Origin of the sequence: Tropicibacter naphthalenivorans, assembly GCF_900176475.1 — a bacterium.
Taxonomy (GTDB): domain Bacteria; phylum Pseudomonadota; class Alphaproteobacteria; order Rhodobacterales; family Rhodobacteraceae; genus Tropicibacter; species Tropicibacter naphthalenivorans.
The window spans coordinates 15,740-39,825 of the sequence record NZ_FWXX01000006.1 but is presented as its reverse complement, the minus strand read 5'-3'; the positions used below and the strand labels follow the sequence as shown (position 1 = coordinate 39,825).

Below are 24,086 nucleotides of genomic sequence, written 5' to 3'. Positions count from 1 at the left end.
GATGTTCATCGGCATTGACGTAGGCACAGGCTCGGCCCGCGCGGGGGTGTTTGACCCCTCGGGCGTGCTGCATGGCACCGCGGCGCAGGACATCGCGCTGTGGAAAGGCCCCGGCAACCGGGTCGAGCAATCCTCGGGCGACATCTGGCGCGCGGTCTGCGCGGCGGTGCGCGGGGCGGTTGCGGCGGCGGGGGTGGAGCCGGACGCGGTACAGGGCATCGGCTTTGACGCGACCTGTTCGCTGGTGATCCCAGGGGAGGGCGGCGCGCCCCTGCCCGTGGCCGAGGATCGCAACATCATCGTCTGGATGGACCACCGCGCGACGCCGCAGGCCGAACGAATCAACGCGCTGGAGCATGGCGTGCTGGACTATGTCGGCGGCACCATCTCGCCCGAGATGGAAACGCCCAAGCTGCTGTGGCTCAAGGAAAACATGCCGCAGGTCTATGACGCGGCCTGGCAGTTCATGGACCTGACCGATTTCCTGACGTGGCGCGCGTCAGGCGATCTGGCGCGTTCCATCTGCACGGTGACCTGCAAGTGGACCTATCTGGGGCACGAAAATCGCTGGGATGCGGGGTATTTCGAACAGATCGGCCTTGGGGATCTGTGCGCGGGCGATTTCCAGCGCATCGGCAGCCGTGTGGTTCCCGCAGGCACTGCGCTGGGTCAAGGCCTGATAGAGGCCGCCGCCCGCGACATGGGCCTGATCGCGGGAACTCCCGTGGGCGCGGGCTTGATCGACGCACATGCAGGGGGGCTTGGCACCGTTGGGACAGCAGGCGATCCGACCGCCGATCTTGGGTATGTGTTCGGCACCTCCTCTTGCACGATGACCACAACCCGCGATCCGGCCTTTGTCCCCGGCGTCTGGGGGCCGTATAACTCTGCCATGATCCCCGGCATGTGGCTGAACGAAGGCGGTCAAAGCGCCGCCGGGGCCGCCGTGGACCAGTTGATCGACCATCACCCCTTCGCCCCAGAGGCGCATCGTCTGGCCGATGCCGCCGGGCAATCGCTGTCGGCGTGGCTGGCGGCACAGGTCGGTGAGCGCGACGTGCTGGACATGGTTGAGGGCGTGCATGTGGTGCCAGAGGTGCTTGGCAATCGGGCCCCTATGCCGACCCCTATCGGCGGGCGACGATCATGGGCATCGGCATGGACCGCGGTCTGGACAGCCTGCTTGCGCTGTATCTGGCGACGCTGTGTGGCCTTGGCTATGGCCTGCGCCAGATCATCGAGGCGCAGGACGCCGCCGGTGCAAGGATAGAGCGGATCGCGGTCAGCGGCGGGGCGGGGCGCACGCCTTTGGTGCGGCAGATCCTCGCCGACACCACCGGCAAGCCCGTGATTGCGCCCGAAACCGCAGAGCCGGTGCTGCTTGGGGCGGCCATGCTGGGCGGCTTGGCGGGAGGGATTTTTCCCAACACGCAATCCGCCATGCAGACCATGTCGCGCAGCGGCGCGGTCAGCCAGCCCGACCGTGATCGCGCTGAGCGCCATGACGCCCGCTACGCGCTGTTTACCCGGATACAAGAGGTGAGTGGCGCGGCCTACGCTTGAAACGCGCGCCTGAAAGCGTCGATAGGCCGGTCCTGCGCGCAATCCCCTTTGTCAAGGCGGGGGGGGAGGGCCGACCTGCGACCTTGGACGGGCAAGTCTTGCGATTTGAGACTGTCATAACCAATTGTGAACCGCCCCCGAGGATACTTCTGGCGTCATGTGGGACCGCGACCATTCCGTCGCCGCCCGCCTTAAGCCGACAGTTGCGCCCACCAAGAGCCTGATCCGACTTGGATCACCTTTATTTCGGACAAAACTGGAGTCTCTCATGACATCCCAACTCACGGGCTGGTGCGTGGCGCTGCCCCTCATGCTGCTTGCCATTGCCACGCAGGCCGCCGCCCATAACGTCACCGAAGGCGACGCGGGCTATATCCAGGAAATCTGGGGGTTCACCTGATCCCCTTCCTCTATCTCGGGGCCAAGCACATGGTGACCGGCTATGACCACATCCTGTTCCTGCTGGGCGTAGTGTTATTCCTCTATAAAATGAAGGACGTGGCAATTTACGTCAGCCGCTTTGCCTTTGGCCATTCGTCGACCATGCTTCTGGGCGTCTGGTTTGGCTGGGGCATCAACAGCTACATCGTGGATGCGATCATCGGCCTCAGCGTGGTCTACAAGGCGCTCGAAAAGCTCGGCGCCTACCAGCGGTGGTTCGGGGTCCAGCCGAACACCAAGGTGGCGACGCTGATCTTTGGTCTGGTTCACGGCACGGGTCTGGCGACCAAGATCCTGCAATATGACATCGCCAGCGACGGGCTGCTGCCCAACCTGCTGGCCTTCAACGTCGGCGTCGAGATCGGCCAGATCATGGCGCTGGCGGTGATCCTCATCGTCATGGACTACTGGCGGCGCTCGGCCCGTTTCATGACGCAGGCCTACAGTTTTAACGTGGTGATGATGTCCATGGGGTTCATCCTCATGGGGACCCAGATCACCGGCTATTTCGTCGCCTGAGCGACCGAAAAGGGGACAAGACATGTTCAATTCCAAACGCCCCTCGCTCGAAGAGCTGCCGACCACGGCGCAGCTGCTGAAATCCACCGCCATTGCGGCCGTCTCTGCCGTGGCGATCCTCGTCGCCGTGGTGCTCCCGGCGGAGTACAACATCGACCCGACCGGCTTCGGGCGCAGCTTGGATCTGGCCGAGATGGGCGAGATCAAGCAACAGCTGGCCGAAGAAGCCGCCCAGGATCATTCCTCGCTGCTGGATGACCTCTTTTCGGTTTTCGTAAGCAGCGCCGCCGTACAGGAAGCGCAGGCCGAGGAGTAGCGCGATGAGGTCAGCTTCACGCTCGCGCCCGGTGAATCCGCCAAGTGGAAGATGGATATGACCGAAGGTCCGACTGCCTTTTACCGCATGACCACGACCGGCGGCGCGGTGAACTATATCTGCACGGCCATGGGGGCGGACAGAACGCCACCTATGAAAAGGGCCGCGGATCGACCGGGGCCGAAGGTCCGTTGGTGGCGGCGTTCGATGGCAGCCACGGCTGGTTCTTCCGCAACCGCGACAAGACCGACGTGACGGCGGCAAGGATCGTCGCCGAGGTGGACGCGATAATTCGTGGCCGTGATGAACCAGTAAACGGAGGAGACCGTTTTCATCCTCGTGGCGGGTGATGGCGGCATCATCGACGCCAATTTTACCGGCAGGTTTCCCTACGTCTGGGATGTGCAGACGGACGGGGTCCAGCCGCAAAACTGACATAGCCGCCAGCCAAGACCCTGGCGATGCTCCGCCCCGTGGCCCGCATAAGCCCGCGCGTGATGCGGCGTCAAATCACCTCGCACCACGTGGCCATGCCGTCAGCCTGATGGCTGAGCATGTGACAGTGCAGCATCCAGCGGCCTGGGTTGTCAAAGACCACCAGCACCGACCGCGTGTCCCCCGCGTTCAGCAGCAACGTATCGCGAAGCGGGCCAAGCCCGCCGGATGCGTCCACCTCTTGAAAGTGGTGGCCATGCAGGTGCATTCCATGCGGAAACCCCGTCTGGTTCACCATCTCGATCCTGACAGTCTCGCCCCGCCGCGCACGCAAGAGGGGCTGCCGCGGCAAGCCCGAGATGTCGTTCAAGGCCCAGATCCCGGTGCCTTTATGTGGCGCCCCGCCTGCGCCGCCTTGCAGCGCAAGGCTGGCGGTTTGGCTGGCCGTGCCGGGCTGCGCCACCGGGTTGGCCGGCAGGCGCGGGATCGGCGCGGTGGAAACCGGACGCGCACCCTCCGCCGCAAGTGCGCCCAGCAGATCATCCGCCCCACCGTACGTGTCACGGATCACCACCGGCCCGGTCACATCGGCGATCACGTCCATCCGGTTCGGCACCCGCAGCCCGTGCCAATGCACCAGCGCCCCGTCGTCCAGGCCGTTGTCCAGCGTGATCCGCGCGACGTCGCCTTGGCCAAAGCGCAGCTCCGGTCCGGGCACCGACCCGTTAAAGGCCAACATCGGCAACCGCCGCCCAGCCACCGGAACCTCTCGGGCCTCGGGGCGCAGGGTCACGGCAGGGGCGGCCCAACTCGGCGCAGCCAGACCGGCCGCCATCAGCGACAACACGTTTCGACGGGTGAACAGAATGACACGGCTCCTTTCGGGGTCGCGTTTTCCGACGTCTCAGCGCGCCGATCAACCCCAAGCCCCCGATTTACGCGCGGTCGCAGGCGGTTGGGGGCGCGTGAACGAGGCGCTCTTGACCCTCTGCCGGGTGGAACCCCCATCTGTTTGATCCGTCTTCAGGTTAAAGCGCAAGGATGGCACATGGCTCAGGCCCACGCGGATCACAACCCTACGGAGACCGTGCCCCGTGACCCCGTCTGCGGCATGGACGTGGACCGAAGCACCGCCGCCCACATGACCAAGCACGACGGCCAACGGCCCTATTTCTGCTCCGCGCGCTGCAAGTCGAAAATCGAGACCCAGCCAAAGGCTTACCTCGGCGACCAACCCGCCCCCACCAAGATGCCAGAAGGCACGCAATACTCCTGCCCCATGCACCCGAAAATCGTGCAGGATCATCCCGGCGACTGCCCGAAATGCGGTATGGCGCTCGAGCCGATGACACCCTTTGCCGAGACCGGCCCCAACCCGGAATACGTTGATTTCAAACGGCGTCTGTGGATCACCGCGCCCTTGGCGCTGGCGGTGTTCATCCTCGAATTGGGCACGCTTATCGGCATTCCGTTTGACCAATGGTTCGGCCATCCGCTGTTCGGCTGGGTGCCGTTTGCGCTTGCGACGCCGGTGGTCTAGGTCTGCCGACCGTTCTTCGATCGCGGCTGGGCGTCGGTCGTGAACCGCTCGCCCAATATGTGGACGCTCATCGCGCTGGGGACCGGGGCGGCTTACCTGTTTTCCATCGTCTCGCTGCTGTTCCCCGGCCTGCTGCCGGCGCAGATGCAGGACGGCATGGGCATGACGCCGATGTATTTCGAGACGACGGCGGTGATCCTCGTCCTGATCGGGCAGGTCATGGATCTGGCGGCGCGCGAACGCACTGGCGATGCGATCCGCGCGCTGATGGACCTCGCGCCCAAGACTGCGCGCCGCGTCACCGACAGTGGCGAAGAGGATGTGCCGCTCGACCAGCTCCGCTCCGGTGATGTGCTGCGCGTGCGCCCCGGAGAGAGCATTGCGGTGGATGATGTGGTGACCGGGGGGCGGTCTTCGGTCGATGAAAGCATGATCACCGGCGAGCCTGTTCCGGTCGAAAAGGTCGAAGCCGAGACCGTCACCTGCGCTGTCCTATGCCTTTGTTGCCGCCGTGTCGGTCATCGGCAATGCCCTGCGCCTGCGGGCAGCCAAGCTTTGACGGGGGCGGCGCATTCCGTGTATGCTTGTCGCCGGGCGGTCTTGCGCCCGACCGGAGGGATCATTTGAACCGACGCGCTCATAGAGGGGCTGACAAACGAGCCGACAGCTGCGTTTCGCCATTTCTGCGGCGCGCGTGGTGCCTTTTGTGCGTTCTGTTCCTGGGTCTTGGCCTTGTTCTGGCGTCTGCGCCGGACGTGCGGGCCGCCGTCCCCGACCATCATGAGGCTGCGATGGTCCCCTGCGCCGACTGCCCCGATGCGCATCACCAAGCGGCGGACGGCACGGTGCCTGACTGCCATCACGTCATGAGCCTGACGCTTGCGCCCCTGTCGCCAATGACCGGGTTGGTCACGCCTTCATTTGGGCGGGCCGTCCACGGCCTGCCCTCTGCGGAAACCGGGTCGCACCGCGCGCCCGAGCATGATCTGCCGCCTCCGCGCGCCTAGGCGCTGCGCCGTTCGGCGGCTCTTTTGGGACCATCAGATCAACGCATTCCGCACCTTGGCGCACACCTCGGTGCCCCTCAGGACAAGACCATGAAAAAATTCGCATTTGCTGGCGCGGCCGTGGTGGCCGTGTCCGCCCTCGCATATCTCGCCTCGCCTCGGACCAACGCACGGGAAGCCGCGCCCGCCAGCGGCACGGACCTTGTGAACGTTACCCTCCCGGACACGCTGTCGGCGCAGGCCCAGATGGGCAAGCGGGCCTTTGATGCGGTCTGCGTCGCCTGCCACGGCACAAACGCCGCCGGAAAAGACGGCTTTGGCCCGCCGCTCGTCCACGTCATCTACGAACCGAACCACCATGGCGATATGTCCTTTTACATGGCGGTTCAGAACGGCGTGCAGGCGCACCACTGGCGGTTCGGCAACATGCCTGCGCAGGACGGGCTGACCAAGGGCGACGTCACCACGATCATCGCCTACGTGCGAGAACTTCAACGAACCAACGGGATCAACTGACATGACGATCACCCTGAACAGGCGCGCCTTTTGCGGCGGGCTGGCTGGCGCTGCAATTGCCCGCCCGGCTTGGGCAGCCACAGACCCGCTGATCGCGCAAAAGGCCAGCGTGCAACTGGCCCCCGAGGGCTACCCCGCCACGCCCGTCTGGTCCTATGGCGGCAGCATTCCCGGCCCGCTGATCCGCGTGCCCCAAGGCGGGCGCGTCACCCGGCGGCTGGTCAATGATCTCGAGGTGCCGACGTCGGTGCACTGGCACGGCATCCGCATCGACAACGCCATGGACGGGGTCGCGGGGCTGACGCAGGACGCCGTACCGCCGGGCGAGACCTTTGACTACGATTTCGCGGTGCCGGACGCGGGCACCTACTGGTATCACGCGCATACCAACTCGATGGAGCAGGTCGCGCGCGGCCTGTCGGGTGTGCTGATCGTCGACGAGGCGACCCCGCCCGACGTGGACCGCGACGAGGTGCTGATGCTGGACGACTGGCTGCTCGACCCGGACACGGGCAGCTTTGTAGAGCCGTTCACCCACCCGATGATGATGAGCCACGGCGGGCGCACCGGGAACCTGATCGGCGTGAACGGTCAGTATGCCTATAGGATGCAGGCCGAGACCGGAGAGCGCCTGCGCCTGCGGCTGATCAACGCCGCGAATGCCCGGATCTTTGGCCTAAAGCTGGACGGCATGACCGGCTGGACCGTGGCGCTGGACGGGATGCCTCTGGACACCCCCGAGAAGGTCAGCGGCGAGATCGTTTTGGCCCCGGCGCAGCGTGTCGACCTGATCGTTGACATCACCGCGACGGACGGCCCCGCGGGGCTGCTGATGTCCCTCGACGGCGACACGTGGGAAGCCTTGGTCGATGTATCCATCACCGGCACGCGCCCCCCGCGCGACACCGCCCCCGCGCCCCTGCCCGCCAACCCGAACACCGCCCTTCCGGACCTGTCGCAGGCCCGCGCGCTGGACATGGTGATGGAGGGCGGCGCGATGGCCGGCATGGACAGCGCCCTGTTCCAAGGAGACCGGCTCGACTTTCGCGCGCTGATCGATCGCGGCCAGTTCTGGGCGCTGGCCGGTCAGGCGGGGCTGTCCGAGACGCCCTTTGCGGAGCTGTCACGCGGCGAGGTGGTGCGGGTCAGGCTGGACAACCGCACGGCATTTCCGCACGGGATGCACCTGCACGGGATGCACTTTCGCGAGGTGCGCGCCGATGGCGCGATGGGACCGCTGCGCGACACCATCCTGTCGATCCCCAACACCCCGCTGGAGATCGCCTTTACCGCCGACAACCCCGGCAAGTGGCTGCTGCATTGCCACATGCTGGCCCATGCTGCATCGGGCATGACAACCTGGATCAATGTGTCCTGAGGAGAGACTTGGATGAATAAAACCATAGCAACGATCACGCTTATCGCACTCGGCACCGCCGCGCTGGCCCATGGCGGGGTCAAGAACAAGGACGTTCTGGCCCGGATGGAAGTTATGAAGACCATTGGCGAGCAGATGAAGGTGCTGGGGGCGATGGCCAAGGGGCAGACCGCCTTTGACGCTGCCGCCGCGAACGCTGCCCTGACCGAGATCGCGGCGCAGTCGGCGCAGATCGCGCCCATGTTCGAGACCCGCGCAGACGATCCCAAGTCCGAGGCGCTGCCGATCATCTGGGCGCAGTGGGACGACTTTGCCACGCTGGCCTCGGCGTCGGAAACCACTGCCGCAGCGCTGGCCGGGACCATCACCGCCAAGGCCGACCTTGGCCGCGCGCTGGGCCAGTTGGGCGGCACCTGCAAGGCGTGTCATTCCAAGTACCGCGAATGACAAAACGCGCCCCGTCCTGCGATGAGGCGCGCTCCTTTTGGCGGGGCCGGTTTGGGGGCCGGTCAGAACTGGGTCTCGGGTATGGTGATCTGTGCGCCGTTCAGCGCGTCGGTCACCGTGACCTGACAGCTCAGGCGGCTGTTGTCCGCCCGCGGCGTGGCTGCGAATTCGAGCATGTCGTCTTCGCTGTCGCTCGCGGGACCGGCGGCGGTCAGGGCGATGTCGTCAAGAAAGACGTGGCAGGTCGCGCAAGCCATGGAGCCACCGCACTCCGCGATCACCCCGTCGATGCCATGCGCCTGCGCGGTTTCCATGATCGTATGGCCGGCCTTGGCCGCGACCGTCTTTTGGCTGCCGTCGGGTTGGATAAAGGTGATGTCGATCATGCGTCTTGCTCTTTGTAGGGTCCAAGGTGAACGCGCAGCTGCGCCGGCCCACGAAAGGACAGGGTCTTGGTGAAATCGGTGTCTTCGGCGCCCTCGGCGAGGCGCATTTCGGGGAAGGCGGCGGTCAGCTCTTCGAGCAGGATGCGCAGCTCCAGACGGGCCAGCGGCGCGCCGACGCAATGGTGCAGCCCCTTGCCAAAGGCCATGTGGTTGCGGGCGTCCTTGCGCGCAATGTCAAAGGTTTCGGGCTCTTCGAACAGCGCCGGATCGCGGTTGGCCGAGGCCAGCGACAGCAGCAGGTTCGCCCCGGCGGGCAGGTCGACACCGCCGATGGTGACCGGCTCTTTTGCGCGGCGGCGCCATGCCACCACGGAGGTCGCGTAGCGCAGCCCCTCTTCGACGGCGTTCTTGGCCAGCGCGGGGTCTTGGGCGATGGCGCGCCATTGCTCGCGACGTTTGAGCAACTCAAGGATCAGGTTCCCGGCGGCGTTGGTGGTCGTCTCGTGCCCCGCCAGCAGCAGACCAAATACAAGGCTGCGGATCTCGTTCTCGGTCAGGACCTCGTCGTCCCCGCCGCGCAGCTCGAACATCTTGCTGGGGTAGTCATCCTTGGGGTCGGCCTTGCGCGGGGCCACCAGATCGACGGTGTAATCCCAAAAGTCCGCCAGATCGCGCGCCGCCTGTTCAAAGTCGGTTTCCTCGGGGCGGCCCCAGATCATGTGCAGGCGCAGATCGCCCCATTTCTTGATCTGGCGCGGGTCGAAATCATTGACGCCCAGCAGCATAAAGACGACCTGCGCCGGGTATTCATAGGTCACCGCGTCCACCAGATCGACGGTCTCTTGGCCCTTGAGCTTTTGGACATAGCTGCGGGCCAGTTCGCGGATGGCGGGCTCGTAGGACATGAACTGGCGAATGTTCAGGAACTTGGTCACGTGGTTTTTCACGCGGGTGTGCAGGGGCGGATCGCAGGCGACCTGAATGGCCTCATGAGCGAACTTGCGCTCCTGAAGGTAGGTCAGCGTCTCTTGCGGCCAGGGAAAGATCGGCTGCGTCGTCAGCACGGCGGTAAAGCGGTCGCTGTCGGGCATGATCGCTTCGATATCGGCGCGGCGGGTGACCACCCAGTAGTCGATTTCCGGCGCGTGAAAGATCGGCACCTCCTCGCGGATCTTCGCGAGAAATTCGTACATGCCGCGATGTTCAAACGGCTGAAAATCTGCCGACGCGGCAGCCATAGGACAGCCCGAAGCCGCCCCGTCAAAGGGTGCGTTCATTGGTTCCTCCTCCCAAAGGGCAACCGTGTCGCGGCCGCTTTACAGGTGCTAAACGATTCGATGATGTCACCTCAACATTGATGATGATCTGTCACCACCGTGACGACTATTCCCGGACGCGGCGATGGGCTACACAGGCATATGACTGTCGATGTTGATGACCTGAATGCGCTTTTTACCGTCGAGATCGAGGCCGAAGATGGCCCGCCTTCGCGCACGCTAAGCTTTACGCGCAGCCCGACGGTGCTGCTGAACTTTGCCGCGAACCGGTTCAACCGCGCGGCGGCCAAGGCCTATGCCCAGAAGTTCGACATCGGGATCATGGATTGGCGGATGCTGGTCATGCTGACACGCGTGCCCGGGGCGACGGTGACGCAATCGGCGCAGACCATCGGCATCGACAAGGCAGCGATCAGCCGGTCCGTGGCGCGGCTGGAACAGCGCGGGCTTGCGGTGGCGGGCGATGTGCACGCCAATGGTCGCAGCCGGGGATGGTGGCTGACCGAGGCGGGGCGCGCCTTGCATGACCGGGTGCTCGTCGAAGCCCTGACGCGCCAGAAGCGCCTGCTGGACGGGTTCAGCCCCCAAGAGATCGCGACGCTCACCGATATGTTGGGGCGGTTCATCGACAATCTCGACCGGCTGAACGACGACGGTTAGGGCGCGCGCCCATCGAAAGGGCCACGGCCAAGAAGGATAGGGCACGGGCTGGCGGTTGGCTTGGGTTGATCCATCACCACATATCGCGATCTGGGATGTCGCCCCTTACGGCACCGAGACCCTGACCGCACCCCAAGAGGCTGACTGCGCTGAACTGCGCCCCCGAGAGGATCAAAGGTGTCGCGCCCGAAAGCCAAAATCCAGTTGGAATACCCTAGGAATCTTCTTTTAAAAACAATCGGTTTGTTGAAATCGACGCACCAGATTGCCACGATGGCGGGCCATACATCGCTTGACGAGATGGCGCGCCACACGAAAGCCGCCGGATTGTTCGGCTGATCTGCGCGGCCTGATTCGTGGGACACACTCGAAGCAGTGGGACACAATCGGCGCAAAAGCACTTATTTTTATAGCTATGATTTTGAAAATGGCGATCCCTGAAGGACTCGAACCCTCAACCTGCTGATTAGAAGTCAGCTGCTCTATCCAGTTGAGCTAAGGGACCGCTGACCTTGCTTTTGCCCCGTTTGCCCGCCCCGCGCAAGAGCCCCGCGTCGTCACACGCGCATCGCCGCAAAACCTACCCTCGGCCTGCGTTTTGCGCTAACACCTCTTTAACCCGGAGGACATATCATGTGGCAACAGGCCCAAAGCTACCCAGACCCGCGCGTCGAAATCCTGGATGAGCGGTTCCGCCCGCTGCTGGTGACCCATGCCGCCGTTGAACGGTTGCACACAGGGATGCGCTGGGCCGAGGGGCCGGTGTGGTTCGGCGATATGCGCTGTTTGTTGGTCTCGGACATCCCCAACAACCAGATCCTCAAGATCGAAGAGGAAACCGGCGCGGTGTCGGTGTTTCGCCGCGGCCCGCACACCAATGGCAACACGCGCGACCGGCAGGGGCGCTTGGTGTCCTGCGAACATGGTCACCGCCGGGTGACGCGCACCGAATTGGACGGCACGATCACCGTGCTGGCCGACAGCTATCAGGGCAAGCCGCTGAACGCGCCCAACGATGTGGTGGTCAAGTCCGATGGCTCGGTCTGGTTCACCGATCCGACCTTTGGCATTCGCGACTATTACGAAGGCTACCGCGCCGAGCCAGAGCTGCCCACCAACGTTTACCGCATCGACCCGGACGGCACGATGACGGCTGTGATCACACAGATCGACCACCCCAACGGCTTGGCGTTTTCCCCTGACGAATCCATCCTTTACGTGGTGCAAAGCGGCCTGCCGCGCTGCATCCATGCCTATGACGTCGATGGGGCGCGGGTCTCGAACGGGCGGCGCTTGATCGAGGCCGGGGCAGAGGGTACGCCCGACGGCTTTCGTCTGGATACCGATGGCAACCTGTGGTGCGGCTGGGGCGTTGGCGAGGGGTTAAACGGCGTGCGTGTCTTCTCGCCTCTGGGCGAGGCGATTGGCATGATCCACCTGCCCGAACGCTGCGCAAATGTCTGTTTTGGCGGGACTTATCGCACCCGTCTGTATATGGCCGCCAGCCAGTCGGTCTATGCTTTGCACGTCCGCGCGCAGGGGATGCCCTACGCCTGACCGTTTCACTTAGTGAAACTTTGGGCGATGGCGAATTGAGCCGTTTGCCCCGCCTCCCTAGCCTGCTGTCAGGAGATTTAGGGGGGGCACAGGGCCATGAGCGGACTGACGCGGTCGGATATCGACGACATTCTCAAGCTGATCGACAGCTCTGATTTCGATGAACTCAAGCTGGAAATGGGCGAATTGAAACTGGAACTGCGCCGTCGTGGCAGCAGCCCCGCGCCCGCCCCCAGCGCGCCCGAGGCTCCCGCGCCCAAGGCCGCCGAACCGGTCGCCGTGGCCGCCCCCGTTTTGGTTTCGGGTGGTGGATCGGAGGTGCCCGCGCCGCTGCTCGGCACCTTTTACCACGCGCCCAAACCCGGCGATCCGCCTTTCGTCAAGGTCGGCGACACGGTCACCAAGGACACGGTCATCGGCATCATCGAGGTCATGAAACTGATGAATTCGGTCACCGCCGGGGCGGACGGCGTGGTCACCGAAATCCTCGCGCCCAACGGCGAATTGGTCGAACACGGCCAAGCCCTGATCCGCATTCAACCGGCCTGACCCCATGGCCAAGATCAAACGGATTTTCATCGCCAATCGCGGCGAAATTGCCGTGCGCATCATCCGCACCTGCCGTGAATTGGGCATTGAAACGGTGCTCGGCGTGTCCGAAGCGAACCGGGATACATTGGGTGCACAATTGGCAACGCGCGTGGTTTGCCTCGGGCCAGCGGCGGCGACGCAAAGCTATCTCAAGGTCGGCACGGTGATCGAGGCAGCGATGGGCACCGGCTGTGACGCGATCCACCCCGGCTATGGGTTCCTGTCGGAAAACAAGGACTTGGCCGAGGCTTGCGCCGAGACCGACCTGATCTTTATCGGCCCATCGCCGGACAACCTGACCGCCGTGGGCGACAAGCTGACCGCGCGCACCCACGATGAAAAGGCTGGCGTCCCCCTGACCCCGGGCGGGTCGGTGGACACCGAGGCCGAGGCGCTAAAGCTTGCCGAGGCTGTCGGTTTTCCCTTGCTGATCAAGGCGGTGTCGGGCGGCGGTGGGCGCGGCATGAAGCGCGTAAACTCTGCCGCTGAACTGCCCGCGCAACTCAACCTCGCGATTTCCGAGGCCGCCGCCGCCTTTGGCGATGGGCGCGTTTATCTCGAACGGTTCGTCACCGTCGGGCGGCATGTCGAGGTGCAGATCCTGTCGGACGGCGAGACGGTCCTGCACACCGGCGAGCGCGATTGTTCCGTCCAGCGCCGCTATCAAAAGGTGGTCGAAGAAGCCCCCGCCCCCGGCCTGCCAGACACCCTGCGCCAAGGGCTACTGGACGCCGCTGTCACATACGCGCGGCACATAAGTTATCGCTCGCTCGGAACGGTCGAATTTCTCGTCGATGTGGAACGGCAGGAGTTCTACTTTCTCGAGATGAACGCACGTATACAAGTTGAACACCCAGTGACCGAAGCGATCACGGGCCTCGACCTGATCGCGCTCCAGATCGCCATCGCAGAGGGTAAGCCCTTGGGAATGCGCCAAAACGACATCACTCTGCACGGCCACGCAATTGAATGCAGATTGAATGCAGAAGATATACAAAGTGATTTCATGCCCTCTCCGGGCCGGATCAAACAGGCGTGGTTTCCGTCGCTGACCGGCGTGCGGGTCGACACGCACATGCAACCCGGCGCGATGATCTCGCCCTTTTACGATTCCATGATCGCCAAGCTGATCACTTGGGGGCCGACGCGGGCCGACGCCATCGCGCGTATGCAAGCTGTACTCAATTTACATACGCTGGACGGCGTCACCACCAACGCCCCCCTGCACAGCGCCATCATGGCAGATGAGACCTTTCAACAGGGCGGCGTCGATACGACCTATCTGACAGGCGTTCTGCCCCGCCTCACGGAGGACAAAACATGAGCGATATCAAGCTGATCGACTGCACCCTGCGCGATGGCAACCAGTCCAAATGGGGGGCTACGGGGCTGGACACCGGGATGATGCTGCAAATCGCCCCGGTGATGGACCGCGTGGGCTTTGACTCCATCGACTTTACAACCTCGACGCATATGGCCGTGGCCGTGCGCTTTAAACAAGAAGACCCGTGGGAACGTCTGCGGCTGTTCCGCGAGGCCGCGCCCAACACGCCGCTGTCCTTCCTGACGACGGGGATGCGGTTCATCTCTTGGGAGACGGCCAGCGAAGAACTGATGGAGTTCTCTTTTCGCCTGCTGGTGAACAACGGGATTGACCGTTTTGCGGTCATGGACCCGATGAACAACATCGCGAATATGACCAATATGGCGGGGCTGACGCGCAAGGCCGGAGGCACGCAGATCGTCGCCGCGCTGACCTTTACCCTGTCGCCTTTGCACGACGATGCACATTGGGCCGAAGGCGCTAAAGCATTGGCCAATAGTGGAAAATTCGACCGGATCTACGTCAAGGACCCCGGTGGGCTGATCTCGCCCGAGCGGGCGCGGAGCTTGATCCCGGCGCTGATGGCCGTCGTTGGCGACACGCCGCTAGAGGTCCACAGCCACTGCACCATCGGCCTTGCGCCCTTTGCCTATCTCGACGCCGCCGACGCCGGGGCGGGCTACCTGCACACCTGCGCGTCTTCGGCGGCGAACGGCACTTCGCGGCCCGCGCAATTGCCCGTCATCGCCAACCTGCGCGACATGGGCCACACCGTCGACGTAGACGACGACGCCGTCGCCGAGATGGACGCCTATTTCACCGCCCTCGCCCGCGCCGAAGGCCTGATGCACGGCACCCCCGGCGAGTTCGACCGCTCGTACTTTCACCACCAGATCCCCGGCGGCGTCATGGGCACCCTGAAGCGCCAGTTGCGCGAGACCAAGCGCGAGCATCTGGTCCCCAAAGTGCTCGAAGAAGTCGCCCGCGTCCGCGCCGAACTGGGCTATCCGATCATGGTTACGCCGTTCAGCCAGTTGGTCGCGACCCAAGCGCTCCTGAACGTCACGGCGGAGGAACGCTACCAGACCGTTCCCGACGAGGTGACGCGCTATGTGCTGGGCCGCTTCGGCACGCCCGCGATGCCGATGGACGCCAATATCGAGGACCGAATCAAATCCTCGAAACGCGCGCAAGAGATTGAATCCGAACCGAAAATGGCCCCGCTGTCCGAGTTGCGCGCCAAGATCGGCAAGCATTACAGCGACGAAGAGTTCCTCTTGCGCGCCACCATGCCCGCCGATCAGGTGGACGCCATGGTCTCCGCTGGCCCTGCACGTCGCGGCTATGATCCCGGCAGCAAACCGGTGATGGACTTGGTTAAGGAACTGACCAAACGCAAAGGCCTGAGCCACGTGAAAATCGAACGCCCCGGCCTGAAGATCGAGCTGGGAGGCAGCGCATGATCAAGGCGGCAGTTTTCGACATCGACGGTACCTTGGCGCTGATGGACAAGGAAAAGGGCACCTTTGCCGCCCTGCCCGGCGTGCTGGACGCGCTGGCCGCCTGCCGGGCCAAGCGGATCAAGATCGTTGCGTATACAAATGGTACATTTTTTGCACCCAAACATTATTATCCATTGCTCGCCGATGCGGGCATCATTATCGACCCCGGTCACTTGCTGACCCCAGCCGCCATCGCGGCGCAAGCCTTGGCCCAGCGTGGCTACAAACGGGTCATGGTCTTGGGCGGCGACGGCACCACCGTTCCCGTGGCTGAGGCGGGCATTGAGGTCATCCCCGCCACCAAGAATGCGCCAAAGGTCGATGCGGTTTTGCTGGGCTACACCCGCGATTTGACGACCGAAGGGCTGGAGGCCGTGGTTCAAGCGGTCTGGGACGGGGCCACGCCCTTTGCGGGGTCGGTCGCGCCCTATTTCGCCTCGTCCAGGGGCCGGATGCTGGGGATTTCCGGCGCGATCGCCGCCGCTTTGGAGAATGCCACCGACACCAAGGTGACGGTTTTCGGCAAGCCCGAGACCGCCGGATTGACCACCGTCACCGCCATCACCGGCGCTGACCCGCGCGAGATGGTGGTGGTCGGCGACGACCCCAAGCTGGAAATCCGCATGGGCCGCCGCGCGGGCGCGTTGACCGTCGGCGTGACCACCGGCATCGCCGACGCCGCGCTGTTCAACAGCTTTCCCGAGGACGAGCGCGCCCATGTCGTCATCCCCTCGCTGACCCAATTGCAGGAGCAACCATGGCTCAAGTGACCGAAGGCCAGACGCTCTGGCACGCTTCGCCTGACCGCCTCGCCGCGGCGAATATCACGAGCTATCTCAATTGGTTATCTGACCGAGACCAGACTTTTGACGGCTATTGGGACCTGTGGGACTGGTCCACGCAGGACATCCCCGGCTTTTGGAAATCGCTGTGGGAGTACTTTGACATCATTGCCGAAGGCGATCTCCAAGAGGTGATGGCAAGCGCCCCCATGCCGCGCACCCGCTGGTTCACCGGCACGCGGCTGAATTACACCGAACACGTGTTGCGGCACGAAAGGACGGGTGATCCGACCCGCGTCATGCTGCACCATTCGTCGGAACTGCGCGAGAGCGCGACCTCTAGCTGGGCGGAGATCGGCGGGGCCGTGCGCAGGCTGGCGACGCGGCTGCGCGAGATGGGCCTTGGCCCCGGCGACCGCGTGGTCGGCTACATGCCCAACATTCCCGAAACGGTGGTGGCGCATCTGGCGGTGATCGCCATCGGCGCGACGTGGTCCTCTGCCGCGCCCGAATTCGGCGCACAAACGGTGATCGACCGCTTTAGCCAGATTTCGCCCAAGATGGTTTTTGCCGTGAACGGCTATCGCTACGGCGGCAAGGACTATGACCGCACCGGTGATCTGACCCAGATCATGGGCGCACTGCCCACCGCCGAGCACTTGGTGATGCTGGACTATCTGCCCTCGGCGGCCAAGACACCCGGGCCCTGCGCGGCGGTGATCCAGACGTGGGACGCGATGCTGGACGGGCTGGATATACCATGTGAACACTTTGAGTATACGCGTGTTGCGTCCGATCATCCGCTGTGGGTGCTGTTTTCCTCGGGCACCACAGGCCTGCCCAAACCCATCGTCCACACCCACCACGGCATCGTGCTGGAGCACTACAAATCCGCCGCGTTTCACTTTGAAATCGGCGAAGGCGGCGCGCTGTTCTTTTACTCGACCACTGGTTGGATGGTCTGGAACACGCTGATGTGGGGGCCGTTGATGAACGGTCGGGCGGTGCTATATGACGGGCACCCGGCGTACCCGGATGCGCGTCTCTTGTGGCGCATCGCCGAGCAGGCGCAGGCCACCGTTCTGGGCGTCTCGCCGACCTATATCCAGATGGTGCGTCAGCAGGGGATCGAGCCGGGAAAAGAGTTTGATCTCAGCGCCTTGCAGTCGGTGATGCTGGTCGGATCGCCGTCCACACCCGAGACATTTCAGTGGGCGCATGAGGCGATCAAGCCCGACATCTGGGCCAGTTCGCAATCGGGCGGGACCGAGTTCTGCTCGGGCATCCTTGCCGGCTCGCCGCTGTTGCCGACCCGCGCCGGGGAAATTCAGGCGCCGGAGTTGGGGACCTTGGCGCGCGCCTATGACGAAGCCTGCGCGGCGGTGATCGATGCCGAAGGCGAGCTGGTGATTGAGCGGCCCATGCCCTCTATGCCGCTGATGTTCTGGGGGGATTCAGCCTTTCGCCGCTATGAGGACAGCTATTTCGCCACCTACCCCGGCGTGTGGCACCATGGCGACCGGGTCAAGTTCAACACCCACGGCGGCAGCTTTGTGCGGGGGCGGTCGGATGCGACGTTGAACCGGTTTGGCGTGCGGATCGGCTCGGCCGAGATCTACCGCACGATGGAGGCGATCCCCGAGGTACTCGACAGCCTCGTGGTCTGTATCGAAGAGCCCGGCGGCGGCTATTACATGCCGCTGTTCGTGCAGATGGCCGAAGGGGCCGAGCTGACCGATGAGTTCCGCAAGACCATCGCCGCAAGGCTACGCAGCGAACGCTCGCCCCGCCATGTCCCGGATGAGATCATCGCAGCGCCCGGCATCCCCGCAACATTGACAGGCAAGAAGATGGAGGTGCCCGTGCGCAAGCTTCTGATGGGGGCCGCGCCGGAGAGCGTCGCCAGCCGCGACGCCACGCGCAACCCGGATGTCTTGGACTGGTTCGCCGACTTCGCAGCCAAACGCCACACATGAAAATGGGCGCCCCGATCCCCGCGGGCGCCCAATTTTATTAGATAAAAAAATTGCCGTCCCCTGACGGCTCAGCGCCCGGTGGCGACTTGGAACACTGCCCCTTCGAGGGCCGCCGTCACCACCAGCTGACAGGTCAGGCGCGAGGCCTCGGTCGGGGTCTCGGCGTTGAACTCAATCGTGTCGGCCTCGGCCACGTCCGGCGCGGGCAAAGGGCCGTTCGGCGCTTCAACCACGTAGCAGTGGCAGGTGGCGCACATGGCAGAGCCGCCGCATTCCGCGATAATCCCTTCGATGCCCGCGTCCTTGGCTGCATACATCAGCGGCTCGCCTTCCTTGGCGTCCACATCGCGGCGGGTGCCGGTTTCTTCGATGAACTTCACTTTGACCATTCTGTCTTTTCCTTCGTACGTCAGATGAATTGCTTGCCGTCGTCAATCACCAAGGTCTGCCCGGTCATGAACCCAGACAGCTTTGAGGCCAGATACAGCGCCCCGCCGGTGATGTCCTCGGCCTCGGCATTGCGGCAAAGCGCGGCGCGGCCCACGCCATAGTTGCGCGCATCTTCAATGTGGCCAAAGCTCGCCTCGGTCAGGGTGAACCCCGGCGCGATCACGTTGACCCGCATGTTGTCGGGGCCCAGCTCCTTGGCCATCACCCGGCTTATGGCGATCACCGCCCCCTTGGAGGCGACGTAGTGCATCCAGTGCGGCGAGCCGGAAAACACCGTCGCCGAAGCGATGTTGATGATCGACCCGCCCTGCGCTTTCATCAAGGGCACCACGGCGCGGCTGACCTGCCAGACGCCCTTGGTGTTGACGTTCATCGCCTTGTCCCAGTCGTCTTCGTCCAGCTCCATAAAGGGCGCGCGTTTGAGCGCCGCAAAGAACGCCGCGTTATTCACCAGCACATCGACCGCGCCGAACGCGTCCTGTGCCGCTTGCGCCATCGCCCGGCAGCTGGCCGCATCTGTCACATCCAAGGCCGTCGTCACGCAGGTGCCGCCCGCCGCCTCGACCAACGCGCAGGTGTCCTTGCAGCAGGCAATGTCCGCGGCCAGCACCCGCGCCCCCTCGGCCGCAAAGGCCATGGCAAAGGCGCGGCCAATCCCTTGGGCCGCGCCCGTGACGATGACGGCTTTGCCCTCCAGCCCCAAGCCCGTTACCCCCATGATGTTCCTGCCTTTTCATTGAAAGTCGTGAATTCCGGGCCTCGGCCCAGATAGCTTTGGATCGCCCGTTCCGCGCGCACCGCGGCGGTCTGCGCCTAGGCCTGCGCGCGCCCCGGCGCGGTCAGCATCACCGGGTTCGAGCGTTCCTCGAGCATCAACAGCACCTCGGTGACCGGCACGTCATACCAGCCGGCAATGGTGCGCATCCCATGCGGGGTCGAGCGCCAGCCCTTGTCCGCGTCCTTGACCACCGCGTCGTTGATATTCTTGTCCTCTTTGACCGTGTCGTGGCCGTCGATGATCTGACACACCGCGTCGATGTCGACGCCCTCTAGGCGGTGCCGTTCAAGGTTCTCGCGCGCAATATCCACGCCATACAGCTCGTGATCGCGCACCAGATCCAGCCGCGTCGGCCTGCGCCCCACGGCGAGCAACAGCAAGTCCTTGGGCACACGGCTCCACCCGACATCGTGCAGCAGGATCGCGGGCAGGACCACGTCTGGGTCCGCCTCGGGGATTTCCCGCAACAGCACCTGCGCGAGCGCGTAGGCGATGATCGTGTGCTCGTCATTGTTGCGCACGTTCAGATAGGGCTTTGCCTCTTCCCAAAGCGCCCGATCGCGCGGCAAAAAGATGTCCTGAGCAATCAAGCATCCATCCTCTGGAATTTGCGTGAAAAATGGGGGCGCAAGACGCGCGCCTCCAGGTCGGAGTGATCAGTCCAGAATGGTCACCTTGCCGGTGTTGCCATCCACCCGCAGGCGCATCCCCGTCTTGATCTGGCTGCTGGCGGTGCCGGTGCCGGTCACCGCCGGAAGGCCATACTCGCGGCAGACAATCGCGGCGTGGCTCATCATGCCGCCAATGTCGGCCACCGCCGCGCCGATCTTGCCGAACACCGGCGCCCAGGACGGCGCGGTCACCGGCGTCACGAGGATTTCGCCCTTTTTCAGCTCGGACAGCTGGTCCGGGCTGCGCAGCACGCGGGCGGTGCCTTCGACGATGCCGGGGGCGGCGGCCATACCGGCCAAAATGCCGTCCTCAGACGCCCCACCCGTCCAGCGGTCAATCGCCTCGGAGGTGATGCCCCAAAGCGTGATGGTAAACGGCTCGGTGATCACTTCGGGCGGGTTGTTCAGCGCCGGGGCCGGGGATTGTGCCGAAAGCGCCTCATAGATCTTGCGGCGGCGGGCGATTTCCTCGGGCCACACGTCGGTGCCGCGCTTGGCCACGCCGATCGCCCACGAAGAGGAATAATCCCACCAAACGTCGCGCACCTCGTTGCGATTGAGAAAGAACATGTCGTCCTCATTTTCCCAAAAGCCCTGATCCGCCAGCAGTTTCGACAGCGCGCGCATTTTGCGCCAAAAGACGCCAATCGCCCAGTGCTCAATGTAAAAGTTATGATCTTCGACATAGGGGAACACGGTGCGGGCAAGGCCCAGTTTGCCGTCGAAAACGGCCTGCGCCTCTGGCTCCATCATCTCGCGGTATTCGGCGGTGATGCGGTCACGCTCGGCCAAGAGACGCTCGGTGGGGCGCATGATCTCATCGCCGTCGTTCAGACGGTCAATGTAGTCGCGCAGGTAGGACATGGGGATGTCCAGATGGTCGATCCAATACTTGTCGGTCGAATAGAACCCATTGCCCGAGGTAAAGTTAAACCACGGATTTTTCGCGGTTTCCCACGCCTCTATCCACTGCGCGCCGTTCGGCTGCGCGGCGACAGCGGCGAGCGCCTCATCCACGGAACCCGTCGCCAGAGCGTCGCCCAGATCCAGTTCGACCGCCAGCTTGGCCAGCTTTTTCAGCTCATCATCTGGGCGGAAGAGTTCGCTATCGACGCCCTGCACCATCTTGGCAATCGCCTGATCGGGGATGTTGGGGAATTCGCCTTTCATGAACCCGAAGAAGTCCAGATAGGCGGCATATCCGAGGTTCAGGAACTCAAAGTGGTGTTGCCAAATCTTATAGCACAGCTCAATCGCGCGGTCGTATTGGTCGAACAGCTGGTTGGTGCTGTCCGGCCCCCGCACCGCTGGTCACGACGTCCAGCGGCTCGACCTCTGGCAGGGTGGTGAAATCCAGCGACTCCAGCGCGTTGATCTGCGCCATCACCTTGGTTTTCCAGTTGGCGTAGAGGTCACCCCAGTTGGCAAAGTAATGCCCGGCGCGCTCCATGAATTGGGGAACGCACGCTTCGATGTCCTGCGGGTTCACGCCGACGGGCGAGAAGTACACATAGCCGTTCAGAATGCGGTAATCGACGCCATTCTCGGGCGGCACCAGCAGGTGGCGGGTGTTGTATTGGCCCAGCGATTTCGTCGCGAAATCCACCATGATCACGTCAAACGGACGGAACGGCGTCGGCCAGTGCTGCGAGTTGCAGAACCAAAAGGTCTGGTCATCCTCGGCGCGCCGTTTGGGATTGAACTGGGTGTAATACGGATAGAGATCCTGCCAGCCGTCGGCCCCCGGCGGGCGTTGCGACCTCAAAAGCGCTTGGGAACAGGCTTTTCTGCGCGTCCCTTCTGTGTCCTCCCTAAGAATGGCGTACGTTGTCGTACTTGTTATGGTGTCAGGTCTTGGACCCGAGCGGATTGTTCAACGTGTTGACGATGCCCATCATGCCGGTGGCATAAGCGTTTGACGGCTTTGCCTTTTTCTTTTGCGACCAGATGGTTTCGGGGCGGCTTTGCAGGGCGAGCAAGTTCTCGCCTTCGGGCAGATCCGCGTCAAAGGCCCACTCTACGTCCTGCGGGCATTTGTTCCGTTTTTCCAGTCGTTTGGCCAGACGGGCGACAGCCATGATTTCCGCGTCGGACAGGCAGGAAATGGTGCGGCGCTCGTCGGGGACGTCGCGCTCGATCGCCTCGCCAAGGGTCTCATCGCCGACCAGCTCGACATGTTTGTCAGAAATTTTGCGGTCGACGATTTCTTCGAGCACCTTTTCCACGGTGTAGTTGTCCGGGGTCACGACACCGGACACCACCAGCTCGCCCAAACCCCAGCTGGCGTCGATGACGATGCGCGTGCGGTCGCCGGTCACCGGGTCCAGCGACATGGCAACGCCAGCGGTGCGGGCCTTGACCATCTTTTGCACGCCGACGCTCATCAGCACGTCGATATGCGCGATCTTGTCTTTTCGCGGTAGGCCACAGCACGCGTGGTGAACAGCGAGGCCCAGCAATCGCGGACCTTGTCCACCACGTCATTTGCGCCCTTCACCCACAGGTAAGCGTCCTGCTGGCCTGCAAAACTTGCGTCCGGCAAGTCTTCGGCCGTGGCAGAGGACCGCACCGCAACGGGCATATCGCTGCCCATCGCGTCATAGGCGGCGCGGATGGCCTGGTCGACCTCGGCGGGCAAATGGTGCGAGCGGATGCGAATGCGGATCGCCTGCGCCGCGCGGTCGACGCTATCGATATCGTCGGGGTCCACGCCCGTCAGATGGCGTTCAATCTCGGCGCGCAACCCGTGATGGTCCAGCATCGCCTGATAGGCATCGGTGGTCACCGCAAAGCCCGGCGGCACGGCAACCCCGGCCTGCGTCATCTCGCCCAGCGAGGCGCATTTGCCCCCGACCCGGTTGTGATCGTCGCTGCCGATGGCGTTGAACGGCAGGGTGTACAGCTCATTCATTCCCAGATCCTTCATCCCCGGCCCCCTTATACCTGATCCCACTCCACCATGACCGAGGTCGGCACACGAAAGGTGATGTTGCGCAGGTATTCCGCCTCGAACCCCGGCGCGAGCCGCAGCGAGGGGAAGCGTTCGGACAGTTGCGCCACCAGTTCCTGCGCTTCCATCTTTGCCAGCTGAAACCCAAGGCAATAGTGAATGCCGTAGCCAAAGCTCATGTGGGTGCGGGCGTTCTGGCGCGTGATGTCCAGTGGTTCGCCGCTGGGGAAGTGCTCTTCGTCGCGGTTGGCAGAGCCGGTAATCATAAGGATTTCAGCGCCTTCCGGCAGATCGACGCCGCCGACGGTGGTGGCGTGACGGGCCTTGCGCCGCCAACCGACAACCGACGGCATAAAGCGCAGCATCTCTTCGACGGCGTTCGGGATCAGCGAGGAATCGGCGCGCACGGCGTCCCACGCATCGCGGTTGTCCATCATCGCCAGCACGTAGTTGCCCATAAAGGTCGAGGTTGTCTCGTGCCCTGCAAAAAGCGTCGAATAGCACGCCGGCGATCTCGTCGTTGCTGAGCACGGCCCCTTCGGCCTGCAAACGCAGCAGATCGGACGGGAAATCATCGCCGGGATTGGCGCGGCGCATATCCAGCAGATCGTGGATGTATTTCCAATAGGCCACCATGTCGTGCGCCACGGGGATCTGCTCTTCGTCACTCAGATCGGACCACGTCATGCGGGCGCGCGCCTCGCCGTAGCGCTTGATCTTGGGCACGTCCTCGTCGGGGATGCCCATCAAGGTGAACAAGACATAAGCGGGCACCGGGTAGGCCACGACCTGCCAGAAATCCACCGGCATTTGCTGTGCGCCCGCCGCTTCGAGCTTGTCGAGGTGGTCCGAAACGATCTGTTTGATCATCGGCGCGATGGATTTGAAGCGGCGCGGGCCAAAGCACGACTGCGCGATCTTGCGAATGCGGGTGTGTTCGGGCGGCACGCGGGCGGTCAGGCCGGAATAGGCGGTAAAGCCCCCGTCCTTGAGCACTTGCCGCCCCGCCTCGCACATGGG

24 protein-coding genes, 1 tRNA gene and 3 pseudogenes are annotated in these 24,086 nt (G+C 63.7%); 17 read left to right on the top strand and 11 right to left on the bottom strand.

Going from position 1 to position 24,086, the window contains the following annotated elements; genetic code table 11:
• The first annotated feature begins 1 nt into the window (after position 1).
• From B9A11_RS13370 to B9A11_RS22575, 4 genes and pseudogenes are all read left to right on the top strand, one after another.
• A pseudogene (locus B9A11_RS13370) lies at positions 2-1,563 on the top strand (FGGY-family carbohydrate kinase).
• 310 nt (positions 1,564-1,873) lie between these two features.
• Positions 1,874-2,523, top strand: a pseudogene (locus tag B9A11_RS13365) (HupE/UreJ family protein).
• 22 nt (positions 2,524-2,545) lie between these two features.
• Positions 2,546-2,839 (top strand): hypothetical protein, encoded by a 294-nt coding sequence (locus B9A11_RS22580; protein WP_306345510.1) that lies wholly within the window; start codon positions 2,546-2,548, stop codon positions 2,837-2,839.
• 44 nt (positions 2,840-2,883) lie between these two features.
• A complete protein-coding gene (locus tag B9A11_RS22575) occupies positions 2,884-3,189 on the top strand; it encodes a hypothetical protein (RefSeq protein WP_306345509.1) in 306 nt (101 codons plus the stop codon).
• Positions 3,190-3,344: 155 nt separating this feature from the next.
• On the opposite strand, the gene B9A11_RS13355 is transcribed toward B9A11_RS22575, so the two are convergent.
• Entirely contained in the window at positions 3,345-4,109 is a 765-nt protein-coding gene (locus B9A11_RS13355; protein WP_143595885.1) for a multicopper oxidase domain-containing protein, read from the bottom strand.
• 213 nt (positions 4,110-4,322) lie between these two features.
• Here B9A11_RS13355 and B9A11_RS22180 point away from each other — a divergent pair, with 213 nt between their 5' ends.
• The 6 genes from B9A11_RS22180 to B9A11_RS13330 all read left to right on the top strand — a co-directional run bounded on the left by B9A11_RS22180 (position 4,323) and on the right by B9A11_RS13330 (position 8,162).
• Entirely contained in the window at positions 4,323-4,814 is a 492-nt protein-coding gene (locus B9A11_RS22180) for a heavy metal-binding domain-containing protein (RefSeq protein ID WP_234988844.1), read from the top strand.
• Positions 4,815-4,853: 39 nt separating this feature from the next.
• Positions 4,854-5,441, top strand: a complete 588-nt coding sequence (locus tag B9A11_RS22175) for a P-type ATPase actuator domain-containing protein (RefSeq protein ID WP_234988843.1) — start codon at positions 4,854-4,856, stop codon at positions 5,439-5,441.
• A 77-nt stretch (positions 5,442-5,518) separates the two neighbouring features.
• Positions 5,519-5,821 carry a hypothetical protein gene (locus B9A11_RS13345; RefSeq protein WP_143595884.1) on the top strand — a complete coding sequence of 101 codons (303 nt, stop codon included), beginning with the start codon at positions 5,519-5,521 and terminating at the stop codon, positions 5,819-5,821.
• 90 nt (positions 5,822-5,911) lie between these two features.
• Positions 5,912-6,337, top strand: a complete 426-nt coding sequence (locus B9A11_RS13340; protein ID WP_058248540.1) for a c-type cytochrome — start codon at positions 5,912-5,914, stop codon at positions 6,335-6,337.
• A gap of 1 nt (position 6,338) precedes the next feature.
• Positions 6,339-7,715 carry a multicopper oxidase family protein gene (locus B9A11_RS13335; RefSeq protein ID WP_058248539.1) on the top strand — a complete coding sequence of 459 codons (1,377 nt, stop codon included), beginning with the start codon at positions 6,339-6,341 and terminating at the stop codon, positions 7,713-7,715.
• Positions 7,716-7,727: 12 nt separating this feature from the next.
• Complete coding sequence (locus B9A11_RS13330) at positions 7,728-8,162, top strand: c-type cytochrome (protein WP_058248538.1); 435 nt, start codon at positions 7,728-7,730, stop codon at positions 8,160-8,162.
• A 62-nt stretch (positions 8,163-8,224) separates the two neighbouring features.
• Here the strand turns inward: B9A11_RS13330 and B9A11_RS13325 are convergent, their stop codons facing one another.
• The gene (locus B9A11_RS13325) at positions 8,225-8,548 is read right to left on the bottom strand and encodes a 2Fe-2S iron-sulfur cluster-binding protein (protein WP_058248537.1); all 324 of its coding nucleotides are present in this window, start codon (positions 8,546-8,548) and stop codon (positions 8,225-8,227) included.
• A complete protein-coding gene (locus B9A11_RS13320) occupies positions 8,545-9,825 on the bottom strand; it encodes a cytochrome P450 (protein WP_058248536.1) in 1,281 nt (426 codons plus the stop codon). The genes B9A11_RS13325 and B9A11_RS13320 overlap by 4 nt, the downstream gene beginning before the upstream one ends.
• A gap of 141 nt (positions 9,826-9,966) precedes the next feature.
• Here B9A11_RS13320 and B9A11_RS13315 point away from each other — a divergent pair, with 141 nt between their 5' ends.
• A complete protein-coding gene (locus B9A11_RS13315) occupies positions 9,967-10,485 on the top strand; it encodes a MarR family winged helix-turn-helix transcriptional regulator (protein WP_058248535.1) in 519 nt (172 codons plus the stop codon).
• A gap of 428 nt (positions 10,486-10,913) precedes the next feature.
• Here the strand turns inward: B9A11_RS13315 and B9A11_RS13310 are convergent.
• A tRNA-Arg gene (locus B9A11_RS13310) sits at positions 10,914-10,990 on the bottom strand.
• Between the two features lie 128 nt (positions 10,991-11,118).
• On the opposite strand from B9A11_RS13310, the gene B9A11_RS13305 reads away from it, so the two are divergent.
• The 6 genes from B9A11_RS13305 to B9A11_RS13280 all read left to right on the top strand — a co-directional run bounded on the left by B9A11_RS13305 (position 11,119) and on the right by B9A11_RS13280 (position 18,217).
• Positions 11,119-12,042, top strand: a complete 924-nt coding sequence (locus B9A11_RS13305; protein WP_058248534.1) for an SMP-30/gluconolactonase/LRE family protein — start codon at positions 11,119-11,121, stop codon at positions 12,040-12,042.
• Between the two features lie 96 nt (positions 12,043-12,138).
• Entirely contained in the window at positions 12,139-12,591 is a 453-nt protein-coding gene (locus B9A11_RS13300; protein ID WP_058248533.1) for an acetyl-CoA carboxylase biotin carboxyl carrier protein, read from the top strand.
• A 4-nt stretch (positions 12,592-12,595) separates the two neighbouring features.
• Positions 12,596-13,957 (top strand): acetyl-CoA carboxylase biotin carboxylase subunit, encoded by a 1,362-nt coding sequence (locus B9A11_RS13295; RefSeq protein ID WP_058248532.1) that lies wholly within the window; start codon positions 12,596-12,598, stop codon positions 13,955-13,957.
• Entirely contained in the window at positions 13,954-15,420 is a 1,467-nt protein-coding gene (locus B9A11_RS13290) for a biotin carboxyl carrier protein (protein ID WP_058248531.1), read from the top strand. Before B9A11_RS13295 ends, B9A11_RS13290 begins: the two co-directional genes overlap by 4 nt.
• The gene (locus B9A11_RS13285; RefSeq protein ID WP_058248530.1) at positions 15,417-16,229 is read left to right on the top strand and encodes an HAD-IIA family hydrolase; all 813 of its coding nucleotides are present in this window, start codon (positions 15,417-15,419) and stop codon (positions 16,227-16,229) included. The genes B9A11_RS13290 and B9A11_RS13285 overlap by 4 nt, the downstream gene beginning before the upstream one ends.
• Positions 16,217-18,217 carry an acetoacetate--CoA ligase gene (locus tag B9A11_RS13280; RefSeq protein ID WP_058248529.1) on the top strand — a complete coding sequence of 667 codons (2,001 nt, stop codon included), beginning with the start codon at positions 16,217-16,219 and terminating at the stop codon, positions 18,215-18,217. The genes B9A11_RS13285 and B9A11_RS13280 overlap by 13 nt, the downstream gene beginning before the upstream one ends.
• Before the next feature lie 68 nt (positions 18,218-18,285).
• On the opposite strand, the gene B9A11_RS13275 is transcribed toward B9A11_RS13280, so the two are convergent.
• The 7 genes and pseudogenes from B9A11_RS13275 to B9A11_RS22165 all read right to left on the bottom strand — a co-directional run bounded on the left by B9A11_RS13275 (position 18,286) and on the right by B9A11_RS22165 (position 23,503).
• Positions 18,286-18,606, bottom strand: a complete 321-nt coding sequence (locus B9A11_RS13275; protein ID WP_058248528.1) for a 2Fe-2S iron-sulfur cluster-binding protein — start codon at positions 18,604-18,606, stop codon at positions 18,286-18,288.
• A 20-nt stretch (positions 18,607-18,626) separates the two neighbouring features.
• Complete coding sequence (locus B9A11_RS13270) at positions 18,627-19,385, bottom strand: SDR family NAD(P)-dependent oxidoreductase (RefSeq protein WP_058248527.1); 759 nt, start codon at positions 19,383-19,385, stop codon at positions 18,627-18,629.
• Between the two features lie 95 nt (positions 19,386-19,480).
• Positions 19,481-20,035 (bottom strand): HD domain-containing protein, encoded by a 555-nt coding sequence (locus B9A11_RS13265; RefSeq protein WP_058248526.1) that lies wholly within the window; start codon positions 20,033-20,035, stop codon positions 19,481-19,483.
• 66 nt (positions 20,036-20,101) lie between these two features.
• On the bottom strand, positions 20,102-21,421 hold the full coding sequence (locus B9A11_RS13260) for a PEP-utilizing enzyme (RefSeq protein ID WP_234988842.1): 1,320 nt from the start codon (positions 21,419-21,421) through the stop codon (positions 20,102-20,104).
• Entirely contained in the window at positions 21,366-21,881 is a 516-nt protein-coding gene (locus B9A11_RS22170; protein WP_234988841.1) for a hypothetical protein, read from the bottom strand. Before B9A11_RS22170 ends, B9A11_RS13260 begins: the two co-directional genes overlap by 56 nt.
• Before the next feature lie 82 nt (positions 21,882-21,963).
• Positions 21,964-22,940, bottom strand: a pseudogene (locus B9A11_RS13255) (PEP/pyruvate-binding domain-containing protein).
• A 113-nt stretch (positions 22,941-23,053) separates the two neighbouring features.
• Positions 23,054-23,503 (bottom strand): cytochrome P450, encoded by a 450-nt coding sequence (locus tag B9A11_RS22165; protein WP_234988840.1) that lies wholly within the window; start codon positions 23,501-23,503, stop codon positions 23,054-23,056.
• Between the last annotated feature and the right edge of the window lie 583 nt (positions 23,504-24,086).

Bases quoted from the DNA above. Each gene is read 5' to 3' on its own strand.
- B9A11_RS13270 (WP_058248527.1), bottom strand. From the start codon at position 19,385: ATGGGGGTAACGGGCTTGGGGCTGGAGGGCAAAGCCGTCATCGTCACG.
- B9A11_RS22180 (WP_234988844.1), top strand. From the start codon at position 4,323: ATGGCTCAGGCCCACGCGGATCACAACCCTACGGAGACCGTGCCCCGT.
- B9A11_RS13275 (WP_058248528.1), bottom strand. From the start codon at position 18,606: ATGGTCAAAGTGAAGTTCATCGAAGAAACCGGCACCCGCCGCGATGTG.
- B9A11_RS22165 (WP_234988840.1), bottom strand. From the start codon at position 23,503: ATGATGGACAACCGCGATGCGTGGGACGCCGTGCGCGCCGATTCCTCG.
- B9A11_RS13280 (WP_058248529.1), top strand. From the start codon at position 16,217: ATGGCTCAAGTGACCGAAGGCCAGACGCTCTGGCACGCTTCGCCTGAC.
- B9A11_RS13325 (WP_058248537.1), bottom strand. From the start codon at position 8,548: ATGATCGACATCACCTTTATCCAACCCGACGGCAGCCAAAAGACGGTC.
- B9A11_RS13290 (WP_058248531.1), top strand. From the start codon at position 13,954: ATGAGCGATATCAAGCTGATCGACTGCACCCTGCGCGATGGCAACCAG.
- B9A11_RS13300 (WP_058248533.1), top strand. From the start codon at position 12,139: ATGAGCGGACTGACGCGGTCGGATATCGACGACATTCTCAAGCTGATC.
- B9A11_RS13340 (WP_058248540.1), top strand. From the start codon at position 5,912: ATGAAAAAATTCGCATTTGCTGGCGCGGCCGTGGTGGCCGTGTCCGCC.
- B9A11_RS13355 (WP_143595885.1), bottom strand. From the start codon at position 4,109: ATGGCGGCCGGTCTGGCTGCGCCGAGTTGGGCCGCCCCTGCCGTGACC.
- B9A11_RS22580 (WP_306345510.1), top strand. From the start codon at position 2,546: ATGTTCAATTCCAAACGCCCCTCGCTCGAAGAGCTGCCGACCACGGCG.
- B9A11_RS13315 (WP_058248535.1), top strand. From the start codon at position 9,967: ATGACTGTCGATGTTGATGACCTGAATGCGCTTTTTACCGTCGAGATC.
- B9A11_RS13320 (WP_058248536.1), bottom strand. From the start codon at position 9,825: ATGAACGCACCCTTTGACGGGGCGGCTTCGGGCTGTCCTATGGCTGCC.
- B9A11_RS13305 (WP_058248534.1), top strand. From the start codon at position 11,119: ATGTGGCAACAGGCCCAAAGCTACCCAGACCCGCGCGTCGAAATCCTG.
- B9A11_RS13335 (WP_058248539.1), top strand. From the start codon at position 6,339: ATGACGATCACCCTGAACAGGCGCGCCTTTTGCGGCGGGCTGGCTGGC.
- B9A11_RS13295 (WP_058248532.1), top strand. From the start codon at position 12,596: ATGGCCAAGATCAAACGGATTTTCATCGCCAATCGCGGCGAAATTGCC.
- B9A11_RS13285 (WP_058248530.1), top strand. From the start codon at position 15,417: ATGATCAAGGCGGCAGTTTTCGACATCGACGGTACCTTGGCGCTGATG.
- B9A11_RS13330 (WP_058248538.1), top strand. From the start codon at position 7,728: ATGAATAAAACCATAGCAACGATCACGCTTATCGCACTCGGCACCGCC.